Genomic DNA, 11,314 nt, shown 5'->3' with positions numbered 1-11,314 from the left:
CAATGCAGCTAACGCTGCATTGAACCACGAACATAGACTGAAGACAGGTGCCACGACGAAATAAGTAAGGTCTGCTCTGTTACTAGAAATAGTAATAACCAACGAATATCAGCAAGATAACCGACGACATTACTTGCTTCATCCTATGTATTAACTCGCTCTAATTCGAGCTAAAATAATTATGGCTTAAAAAGTTAGGCAAGGATCAGTGCGTTTAACTTGACAATGGGAGTCATACCAACGCCCAAATAACAGGCTAAAAATTGTTGGCTATAATAACGAGCTAAGTGAGGCAAGCCAACTGTTTTTAGTCCTTGTTGATTTGCTTGTTAGGGCTTAATGCTCGAATAGATTTTAAGAACTCTTTACTAAAATCGAGGTTAGCCCAAATTAATTGAGTACCACCACAATAACCCGTTATCCAATTAGAGTCGTCTGTAAAAGCAACATACTCTTTCCCCAATGAAAAAGACATTCCGTGACATGCATTAACGTCCATTGCGGAATATATGACTTTTGTGTAATTGCCCTTAAGCATACTTTTATTGTCTAAAGTGATTTTTTGATAAGGTCTATTCTCTTTATCAAATAAAATCTCCAACTTCATAATACGCCCATTTAGCACATTACTAGCGTTACCGAAATGCACAGAAGGTGGTTGTTCTGCACAACTGCAAGCAAGGGTGTTAGCACTAAACAGTATAAAAGAAATAAAAAACGCTAAACGATACAACAAATTCTCCCTTGAGCCCTAACGCTTGCCTAACCGGCGTAAAATAGCAGGCTAAAATTAGCGACGAAGGAGCGCAAGCCTGCTGTTTTGCGTCCTTTGGTTTAGGCACTTGTTAGCCGTTTTATATCTCGTTTAACTCTGCTTTCATTTGCTCTCGAAGTTTAAAGCGAGAATCTAATACACTTTTCCCTGCCTTTTCAATTTCCATTTGATAAGGAGCAACTAAACTTTGATCCTGCCAAAACTCAGGTGTAGCCATAAATTTCAGCATATCTGTAGATTGGTCAGTTGCTAATTTTACACTTTCTTCTAATGTGTCGAGCAAAGTGTCAACTTTAGGGGTAGCTATTAGTCGAATACTATTCGTTTCTGTTTGTATTTTTAGGTATTCAGCATTCAGTTCAAAAAAGAGTCCTTGAACATCTTCATTATATTTCAGAGTTGCTTGGTGCTGTTTTTCAGGATCATCCGATAAATATTCATTCATAAATTCAGTCATTATCGGCTGAAATTTTTCAGCAAAAGCAGAATTACATTTACCATGAAATTCATCAAGCAAGGAGAAGTATTTTGAGAACTGAGTTCGTTTATCTTCATATTGGAACTTTCTTTTTTCGATATCCAATGTATGTTGTTTTTTAATTTCTTCAGTTTCTGCTCGATATTTGGCTATGATTTTTTGTTTTTCATCTTCTAGCTTTTCAATATCTTCCAACAAAGCCTTATTTTTACTTTTTGCTTTTGTATATGCGGTTAAATAGATAATAAACATTCCGCCCAAAAAACTAAGAACATTAATAATTACTTCCATGGTAAAGATATACTCCATTGACGGCTAACGCCCTAATAACAGGCAAAAAATTGTTTGCTAAATTATTGAGGAACGAAAACAGCAAACTGTTTTTTGTCCTTGTTTATTAGCTTGTTAGGTAACAAATTACACCTTACCTAGCTTTGTGGCAAACTCTAAAGTACTTCTATCATTTGCCCACGTATTAAGTTTTACAAAAGACTCTTCAAGTAACTCATATAAATCCGTTTTGAAGTCATCAATTTTCAAAGCCTTTATGGGAGTTTCGTGCTTCCAGAAACGTTCATTAGCTGTATCTTCAGATGCACACAACCATAAATTAAAATATCCACCAGTTTCAGATGAAAGGTAAAGCTGAATTAAGCATCTAACGTTAGTGCCCCAAACAATTGAGCGCTCAGGACAATCTTTCTGATTTTTTGTAATTATTAAACTGTGTTTATTAGCAAATTTTTCGAAGATAGGATCTAGTTCTAAAAGAGGTTTTTCTAATTGATTAAAATCCATAATATAAATTAAACGCTATACGTTCCTTGTTATCTAACATGTTTATAGCGAGCAAATCGCGCGTTCTTCTACCAGAGCGTCGCTCGTTTGTCTGAATTACTCATTTGTAACAAACTTCTTAACTATTTGCCAGCACTAGCAAAATATAGTAGTTCTGGTTTTTACTTAAGGACAAAAACGAGCGATTAAGTCGTTTTCCTGACTATGAAAGCAATATACTTTGACGAAATTAAAAAGTAACTGTTAACGACCGCTTATCGCTGTCTGTGAGATGAAGTCTAAATCTATTCCATTAAACTTTAAGATAAGATATGAGCTAGTGCAGACTAATTAAAAGCATTGGCTGATTACGTTTATCTCATTTACTCCTCATTCGCTTCTCTTTGTGCGTTTTTTAGCTTTGCGTTATATAAAACGCGCTACTTTTGTTGGTTGAAGTTCATAAAGTGAATAATTCACAAAAAGGGTAAGAGGCGCTGCGCTTTTAGAGAAAGTGACAAACATAAAAGTTGATCATGAGGTTAGGTTTACTCATTTGCTCCTCACTCATTTCTCTTTGTGCAATATATTTTGCCTAAAAGTCGTTTTTATATAAACAGGCACAGCGTTTACAAACCAAAATATACATTGAGTTTGTAAACGCCGGCTTTATTTATTACCAACTATACGTTGCACTTAACGTATATTGCTCACCGCGCCCGGGTGTGCCGGGTATTTCTTCAAACGATTCATCCCACACATTGTCTGCAGCTAACGTAATAAATAAATTATTAATAACGGTTGGCGTAATTTTTAGCGACACTTGCGTAAATAATGCGGTGTCTTTGCTACTGCGCAGTGCGTTTTCGTGCTGTTTACGCCACTCGTTATCAATCCTCATTTCTATTAGGTCGTTTGGTGTCCAAATTGCACCTAAGGTAACACGGTGATCAGGAAAATTTAACGCGTAAAAGCTGGCGTCGATATCTGCATCACCATAGTTTTCTGACTTATTTAAGTAGGTGTAGCTTGCAATGAGCTCGGTTGTATCAAAATACTTAGTCGCAAAAAATTCAACGCCGGTGGCGTCTATGTCTACCGGATTAGCAAAGCGGGCAGAGCTAGAGTCAAAACTAAAAGTCCAATCGGTTAGGTTGTTATCCTCTCGGTAAAAAACTGCTGAATTAAGCTGCCAGGTTTGCTCTTGTATTAAATAGCCAAGCTCTAGGTTTTTAGTTGTTTCGCGCTCAAGGTTGTAATTACTTCTAAATAACCCGCCTTGATCACTGCCACCAATAGCGGTGTAGCCTGCAACTTGGCTCGCTTGCGCATACGATAAGTAAACGGTTTGCTCAGAGCCATCACTGTTTTGAGTGTTTAGTGAAATATCGCCAATGAGCGATAACTCAGAGTCATCTCGGTTTGTGTCGTCAAAAGCCGCACCTAGGCGAAGTGTTAATAGCTGGTTTTGTTTAAGGTCGATTTTATACTCAGGTAATACGCTCAGTTTGTAATAAGTGCGTGAGGTAAAATTATTCTCAAGTGTGGTCGACTCTATTTCATCTTCAATATATTGCGCTGAATAATTTACTGCAAACGAGGTGTTTTGTGCATGGCTTCCTGATACCGCAATCGATTTTACTTTAGTTTCATGAAATGCTTCAAAGGCGCTTGGGTTCTCACGAGAAAATACATAATGGTCGTTGTGTTTTCTGTAATATGCCGACACCTCAAAATGGCTATTGTCAGCGTAATTTTGCTGGTGGTTAAGCATGAGTAAGCGGGTTTCTAGTTCTTCTGTTTCGTTTACGCCAAATGGTGTGTACATATTTGGCCAACCAAAAAACTTTTCTTGTGAGCCATACAGCACATCGGTTTGCGAATCCGAACTTATTAACTGTATGCGCGCAGAGGCGCGATTAAAATCGTGATCGCCGTTTTCTATTGAGCCGTCACTTTGTGAATGAGAATATTCGCCCTCAAAGCCAAGCTGCCAATTTTTAGCATTGTCGACATCGGTGCTTATTCCTGCGTAAATACTTTGTAAGTTAAAGTCGTTTGTACCGGTACCTACAGAGACATTGCCGCCAGTTTTGATGGGTTTAAAACCAAACGAAATCGATCCCACAGAGCTGTTCATACCGTTTAAGGCATTGTCGGCACCGGTTAAAATGAAAGGTCCAGTTAGCATTTGCGGTGCAATTGGGAGCTCAGCAACGTAATGACCTGTTTGAGGGTCGAGTAGGGTAGCACTGCCGACTCTAAACCCTGTGTTTTCGAAAATACCACCACGAATTGTTACATCAGCTTGGGCTTCTGCCATATTACGTGATTGTAAATCAACACGAGGGTCGTATTCTAAATTAGAGACGGGGGAGTCAAAGGTACCAACGGGTAATTTATTTGCCGTGGCCGATGCCTCAACAGTAATTTGTTCTATTGCTGTTTCGGTGTTGCTTGTAGCTTGCGCATAAGAAAAAGGTGTAACGCTGCACAGCAGTGCAGAAAATATAAAATGCTCAGTGCGATTCATGGTGTATCTCATAATGTGTTTAGGCACTAATAAAAACTATATAAAGCGGGTTGGCTAGCTTAACTTAGTCAGTGCAATTTTGTGCGCTATTGTACAGTAATTATAAAAATCTGCATTTGATAATCATTTGTATAATTAACGCGTTACAATACACATGTATTTTTAATTAACTTTATTGAGTTAGATAAACGATGACAGTTCAGCAACACAATACACTTTATTTTGCCGGCGGCTGCTTATGGGGCGTGCAAGAGTTTATGAAACATTTACCCGGCGTTATAACAACCCAAGCTGGGCGTGCTAACGGCGCAAGTAATACCACGCAAGGAGAATACGATGGTTATGCCGAGTGTGTAAAAGTAACGTTTGACTCAAGTGTTGTTTCACTCAATCAACTGTTTGACTATTTTTTTGAAATTATCGACCCCTATAGTGTTAATAAGCAAGGGGAAGATGCAGGCCCAAAATACCGTACAGGCATTTACAGCAAAAACCTAAGTCATCTAGACGCAGCAAGCAATTATATAAATAAGCGCAGCGATGCCGATAAAATTGCAGTAAAGGTGGAGCAGTTAACCAATTACGTACCAAGCGATTCAGAGCATCAAGACCGTTTAACTAACCATCCCGATGATTACTGCCATATACCACTAGATTTATTGTATAAGTATAAATTGTAAACTTGATGCTTAACGCTATGTAAGTAATTAGAAGCTATTACTTCTCGCGCAAGCAAGCTTAGCGCATACAAAATAAACTCAACGTGGTGTTGTAGATAGTCAGTTTGCTGACATGACGAGCGTAGCTGGTCGTTATTTAAAACCGTAATCCAAAAATAAACACCCACAAAAAAGCTCACATTTTGTGAGCTTTTTAAAAACTAACTTTAAACTTACTGCTGCTTTTGCGGCGGGAAGTTACTTAAAATATTTGCGACTGTTTTTTTAATTGACGCTTCGCGTTGCTCAGGTGTTTGTTTTTTCTTTAATCGGCCTTCTTTAGCACCGCGCCAAATTAACTGATTAGATGCGCTGTCTACAATATCGATAACCAATGTACCCACTTCGTATTCACGCGCTGTTGTATCACGTTGAAAACCAGTACCCCAGTAACCCCAACGGTTACTGTAGCCCGTGTTAAACGTATCTACTTCTAATTCTTTATCTACCGACGCATGATAGTTAACAAGTACGTCAGCTTGGGCTGGATCTACTAATGTCATACCAAGGGTGTTTGTAAGCTCATTATTTACCGCAGTACGCACACGTTTTTCCATTAAACCGTTAATTTGGTAGTTGTTGGTGTCTTTAGTTAAACTCGCGTTTTCTACCCAAGCAAATGTTTTAAAATTACTAAAGTTAGCTGATTTATCGTAATCCCAATCTGGGGTTTGAGTACAAGCGCTAAGTAGTGCTAGTGCTGCAACAATAAGTATATTTTTCATTACGTTTGCTCCAATAAAATGCATTACCTTAAAATAACACACCTTATATAAATGTGTATTATTAAAAGGTTCTAAAAATTAGTTTAGTGTGATGAATATGAATGACTAATTAATGCTAATTAGCCACTCAAAAATTTAATGCTCTACTTCTATCCAATCTTTTTCATCTACCCAGTTTTGTGCGCCATCTTTTACCGAACGAATCGGCACAATGTAGTCACAACTTATTTGCGGCTTAACTGAGGCAAATATAGGCACAAAGCCAAAGCTCAGTGCAGTTTCTATAATTGCTTTTTGGTTTTGCGGGTCAATGTCGGCCGCTTCGTCTATGTAAATAGGTATACGGTACAGGTTTTGTTCCTGATCGCTTAATAAGTAACGAATAAACAACATGCCACATAATAACTTAATAGTAATACGTGTGCCATTTGAGCCGGCTGAGTCTATTTTTTCAAAGTGTTCGGTTTCACCTGCGCGGTTTACCACTTCAAAACGGATGTCAAATAAATCGGTAAGCGTTAAGCCTGCTTTGTCTGAGGCGAGTTTTATTAAGTGATCTTTTGCTTCGTTTACCGCGCTTTCGCTGTAAGGTTCTTGGCTTAGTAAATCAAGGGTGTCGCCTTGTTCAAACTGATGCGACGTACTGATAATGGTATCAATACTATCAACCAGCATTTTGCGTGGTATTACGTTAATTTTAAACGCTTGCAGGTTAGAAATACGGTGCTGGCTTATGCCTTTATTAAAGCTGTTCATTTCGCGGCGAAGGCGGTCTAAATCTTCACGCAAGCCCTTAATCGTGGCGGCTACTTCGGTCAGAGCTACACGGCCTTGGCGCTCAACCGCATCGCGTTCGTTATCAAGGTTATGAAATGCGCTAATTAACTTTTGGTATTTAGTAAATTCGTCGGTTTCGTTATCGAACTTAGTAATGCCTGCGTTATATACGTGCAAATAGGTATTACGCACGTTTATGTCAAAGTTACGAAGCTCTTGGCAGTCTTTATTAAAGTGATGTACTAAGTCACTTAGGTTATCAAAGTCGACTGTTATATCAATCATGTACGGGGTCACTTTACCGCTGTATAAATCAAGCGTGTGATCAATTCGCTCACTTTTAACTTGACGTAGGCGTTCGGTTTGGCGATTAATTTGTTCTTGCTTAGATTTAATTAACGAGCGTCTATCTGCAATTGAGCCACTATTTTTTTGAATGTCTTGCAGGTAATCGTCAACTTGTTCGCGCTCTGCTAATAATTGCTCTTTTAGCATGGCTTGCGCGTCTACCGACTGCTGCATTACTTCAAATTGCTCTAAACGTTTTAGTGCTCCCTCAAGACTCATTAACTCGTCGTAAAGTGCGTCTTTTTCTTTTTGTTTATCGGCAACATTGGCTGCCACTTCGCGCTGTTGTTTAAACTCTTTTAACGAGTGTTCAAGCGCACTTAACTGCGCGGTTAATTGCTCTTTGTTTTCGCCGCTTTGCATTTGTACTGGCGAAAGCTTTTTAAGTTTAATACTTGCGCCTGGCAAAGTAAGCACACCGCCTTTAACGTTATCGCTTAATAACGATAAAAATTCCCCAAAGGCATCTTCGTCATCAATGGTTATATCGCCATTAGTGGTGGTGGCAAACGAGAGAAGGTCGGGGTTTAAAATGCGTGAGATTTCTTCCACTTCTTTAAGCGATAGGTCTTCGCGCATACGGGTGAACAAATTAAACTCCAGGTTTTTAAGCTGCAGTTTTAAGCTTTTAATTTGTTTTTGCGTTTCGCTAATGCGGTAATCAAGCGTGTGCAAGCTTTGCCCTTGTGCGCTGGTAATAGAGTGCGAAAGCGACTCGTAATCGTGTTTTAGTTGGCCAAGGTTGGTTTTAATTGTGGCTTTATTTACCAGTTCAAACTCGCTTTTAAGGGCGCTGTAATCTAAAAACCATTGCTCAATTTGAGTTTGTTTGCGCTCTATATCGCGCGATTGCTGTACGTATAGGCTTTGTTTTTGCTCAAACTCGTGCTTTTCGTGTTCAATGTCTTCGAGTGCTATACCAAGTTCACTAAGCTGCTCTTCTTGGTAGGTGTCAAAGTCAATGAGTGCTTGGTCAATTTTAGGCGCGTACGCTGCTAATTTACCTTTAAGCACGGTTTGATTTTCAAGCATTGATTCAAGCGCGCTTATTGGCTCTTGCATTGATTCAAGCGCTTTTAATTCGCGCTTAGCCCGGTTTACTTTGTCAAACGAGCGACGCCATACTTCGTAAAAATCAACCTTTGAGTTTGACATATGGCGCTCAAACACACGCAGCATAAAGCGTTTAACATCGCTTGCGCCCAATTTGTGTAAGTTAAGAATACGCCTAAAAATTTCTTTATAAATAGCGGAGTCTTGCACGTTATTAAGCGGGATCATTTTTAAATTAATGTCGCCGTCAAAGGGCGTTGCGCCGCCGGTAAGCAGGGCGTTTAGCTCTTGTGCTTTTAACTCAATAGGATTGTAATTAAGCGACTTTAAATGATTAAACAGCTTGGTAAATTTAATTATGGTATTACCTTGCGTGTACTGTTCTAAATCGAGCTTGCCTTGATAACAAAAGTACTGGTGCGCGTAACCGGCTATTTTACCTAGGCCCGCTACACCAATAACCACCGAGCCATGAGGGAGGTTGGCTTCAAGTAAAATGTACGATTGATCTGATGAGAAATAAAACTTACGGGTTTCATCTAAATCGTGCCCGTCCCATTCGGTTAGGCGCAAATCGTTTATAAGCGGAAATTGTAGGGCGTTAATAACCGAGCTTTTACCGGTATTATTTGGCGCACAAATAGAGCTGCTTTTATCAAGCGGGATCACACACTTTGCATAACCTGCGGTATTAAGTAGGGCGAGTTTACTCAGTCCGTATAAGTTGTTCATTCCTCGTCCTCCGTCATGTAGGTTTCTTCGTTTACTTCCATTAATGCATCAATGTAGCGGTGAATAGGTGCTTGTAGCATAAAGCCGCCTTCTACTTCACGGGCAAGGCCTAAACGAACCATACGTAGGTAAACATCTTTTCGTAGATCTGAGCCCGAAAATATCTCAAGCTGATCAAACAAGTGCTTGTTTATTTGCACTAAGGTTTGCATCAGTTCTAAATCGTTTACTTCATCAAACAGGGCGCGCATTGGGTCTTTACCGGTATTGGCAAAGTGCTCAATTAAAATGTAAATAGTGAGTGCGATAGCGCGAGATATTTTACCCATATTTGGCGTACTTTCGTCGCTGGCAAAATAGTAAAAGCCACGGCTATCGTGTTTTATGTCATGGCCTAATGCGGTAAATAGTGCGCTGTAAGATTCAATGTGTTGGTCGAGTTCTTGCCACATAACGTTGTCTTGTTCGCAAATGTGGTAACCCGCAGTTAATTTTTTATTGATTGCTTGCAGGTGAGTGAGTTCTTCTAGGTTTATATGTGTCATGGTAATTACTTATCTGCCTTAGTATTAGGCTGAGTTGCTGAATCTGATGCCTGAGAATTAAATGGGTAAAGTGAAAAGTGTTGGCCGGCAATTTTAACTCGGGCTTTTTCATCGCTTTGACTAATTTCAATGTCGCTATCACTGACTAATTTTTGATATAAAAAGAGCATTTCGTCGGCGTCTAATTCTGGGTAGCTTTCATCTAAAAACTGCAGCAGCGGCTGTGGTTTTTTACGTTTTTTGTTAAAGCGTTTAGCAAAGCTTGTTTTTACATCGTTGTAGTCAGGAATGTTAGGCGTTACAAATGCGGGTACATCTTGTTGTTCGGGAAGTTGATACTCTTCGTGTTCAAATTCTACTAAGCTTGCCATGTACGCGACAATATGGCGTTGTTGCCCAAGCGAATAACGTTGAGAGTCGGTTACAAAATTAGGTTGTACAGCGCTTAGCATGTTATCTACGCCATTTTTACGCACAAGGCCGAGCACTTTGGCTGCTTGGCGTGTAACTAAGTTATTTCGGCGTAGCTCTTCGCGCAGGGGCATGAGCATATCGGCACTTTTACGTAAACTCTCTCGGCCCATTAGGTTCATTTCGAGTATGCGAGTTCGTAGCTGTTCTAGCATGCGTTTGTCGGTGTATGCTTTACCAGAGCGTTCAATAAATTCGATTTGTTTACTGATTTGCTGCTCTATTATTGTAAAGCAGGCATGAAAATCGCCCCTAATATCGACCATTTCAAGCATGGGCTCTATGTATTCATCAAAGGCTTCGATTACTGATTTGTAGCGTTTTTGTAGTGATTGCACCGCATTGTTTGATTTAGCTTGTTCAACAATATTTAAAATGGCGTTTTCGTTGTGCGCGTAAAGTTTCATTATTTTACGTACCCGATCATCCATAATACGGCTAAATCGGCGCAAATCGTCAAAGTCTTCCATGCTACCAGCGTTATCTAAACGATTACCTAAACGGGCAAGATCGTCTACTAACACGCTAATTTCTTGTGCTAGGCCCAAATGCTCTTCTTGCAGTAAAAAAGTAGCAAAGTCAGCAATTGCACGGTTAATTTCAAGCTGTGATGATTTAGCCAGTGGAATTAAAATATCTTGATTGAGCAAACGGTTTGTTTCTTTGTAAATGCGCTCGTTGTTCCACGTGGGTTGTTTTTGTTTTATCGCATTTTGCACGTCTTTTAGGCTAAAGTCGGCCATTTTAAAACGTTTAAATAATAGCTCTAAAACTGCCCAATGTTCGCTAAGGGTATTTAGTCGCTTTTTAGCTGGGATCATAAGGTGTTACAACATCCTAGTAATTTATTATTGAGAATTTAGAAGCGTCTCATTATTACGTATTCTAATTAATCTAGCCTGTATATGGTATTCGTTTTTAAGACTATTTAATAATAGTTTTTGTATAGCCGCAGTGCTAACATTCGCGCCGAAAATAGGCACGTCGAGAGGGACTTTGCGTGTGTTCTTTAAAACAATATCAAAGGTTATTTAATACCCATGGTTTCCACGATTATTCTAACCCTGATAGCGATCGGATTTTTATTGATTGTTATAGAAGATATCATCCATGTAAATAAAGCTAAAACCACGCTTTTTTTTGGCACGCTTTGCTGGATCCTCCTGTTTATTTTCCCTTTGCATGGGCAAAGCCCAGAGCAAGTACAAGAACTCCTTAACGAAAATATTTTAGAGATAGCATCGCTGTGGTTGTTTTTAATGGCCGCCATGACCTTTGTTGCTTATTTAAATTCAAAAGGGTTTATCGAAAATATTGTGCACAGAGTAATGCCAACAAGTATTAGCGAACGCAAGCTGATGTTTTTGGTTGGGGTATTTGC

At 39.3% G+C, this 11,314-nt stretch carries 9 protein-coding genes and 1 pseudogene; 2 read left to right on the top strand and 8 right to left on the bottom strand.

Annotated elements, in window-relative coordinates:
• Positions 1–307 precede the first annotated feature (307 nt).
• From BCG07_RS11905 to BCG07_RS11890, 4 genes are all read right to left on the bottom strand, one after another.
• Positions 308–607, bottom strand: a complete 300-nt coding sequence (locus BCG07_RS11905) for a hypothetical protein (protein WP_242032463.1) — start codon at positions 605–607, stop codon at positions 308–310.
• Between the two features lie 247 nt (positions 608–854).
• On the bottom strand, positions 855–1,544 hold the full coding sequence (locus BCG07_RS11900; protein WP_008132105.1) for a hypothetical protein: 690 nt from the start codon (positions 1,542–1,544) through the stop codon (positions 855–857).
• Between the two features lie 126 nt (positions 1,545–1,670).
• Positions 1,671–2,051 (bottom strand): hypothetical protein, encoded by a 381-nt coding sequence (locus BCG07_RS11895; protein WP_138740470.1) that lies wholly within the window; start codon positions 2,049–2,051, stop codon positions 1,671–1,673.
• A gap of 655 nt (positions 2,052–2,706) precedes the next feature.
• Complete coding sequence (locus tag BCG07_RS11890) at positions 2,707–4,563, bottom strand: TonB-dependent receptor plug domain-containing protein (protein WP_286890282.1); 1,857 nt, start codon at positions 4,561–4,563, stop codon at positions 2,707–2,709.
• A 191-nt stretch (positions 4,564–4,754) separates the two neighbouring features.
• Here BCG07_RS11890 and BCG07_RS11885 point away from each other — a divergent pair, with 191 nt between their 5' ends.
• The gene (locus tag BCG07_RS11885) at positions 4,755–5,243 is read left to right on the top strand and encodes a peptide-methionine (S)-S-oxide reductase (protein WP_286890281.1); all 489 of its coding nucleotides are present in this window, start codon (positions 4,755–4,757) and stop codon (positions 5,241–5,243) included.
• Between the two features lie 212 nt (positions 5,244–5,455).
• On the opposite strand, the gene BCG07_RS11880 is transcribed toward BCG07_RS11885, so the two are convergent.
• The 4 genes from BCG07_RS11880 to BCG07_RS11865 all read right to left on the bottom strand — a co-directional run bounded on the left by BCG07_RS11880 (position 5,456) and on the right by BCG07_RS11865 (position 10,754).
• Entirely contained in the window at positions 5,456–6,007 is a 552-nt protein-coding gene (locus BCG07_RS11880) for a DUF4136 domain-containing protein (RefSeq protein ID WP_033020050.1), read from the bottom strand.
• Between the two features lie 135 nt (positions 6,008–6,142).
• Entirely contained in the window at positions 6,143–8,917 is a 2,775-nt protein-coding gene (locus BCG07_RS11875) for an Mks condensin complex protein MksF (RefSeq protein ID WP_286890279.1), read from the bottom strand.
• Complete coding sequence (locus BCG07_RS11870; RefSeq protein WP_008132116.1) at positions 8,914–9,462, bottom strand: condensin complex protein MksE; 549 nt, start codon at positions 9,460–9,462, stop codon at positions 8,914–8,916. The genes BCG07_RS11875 and BCG07_RS11870 overlap by 4 nt, the downstream gene beginning before the upstream one ends.
• Positions 9,463–9,467: 5 nt before the next feature.
• Positions 9,468–10,754 carry an MksB family condensin complex protein gene (locus BCG07_RS11865; protein ID WP_286890277.1) on the bottom strand — a complete coding sequence of 429 codons (1,287 nt, stop codon included), beginning with the start codon at positions 10,752–10,754 and terminating at the stop codon, positions 9,468–9,470.
• A 219-nt stretch (positions 10,755–10,973) separates the two neighbouring features.
• On the opposite strand from BCG07_RS11865, the pseudogene BCG07_RS11860 reads away from it, so the two are divergent.
• Positions 10,974–11,314 (top strand): annotated as a pseudogene (locus BCG07_RS11860) (sodium:proton antiporter); the annotation flags it as partial.

Source organism: Pseudoalteromonas sp. ESRF-bin5 (assembly GCF_002632075.1).
Lineage (GTDB): Bacteria > Pseudomonadota > Gammaproteobacteria > Enterobacterales > Alteromonadaceae > Pseudoalteromonas > Pseudoalteromonas marina.
This window is presented reverse-complemented; position numbering and strand designations above follow the sequence as displayed.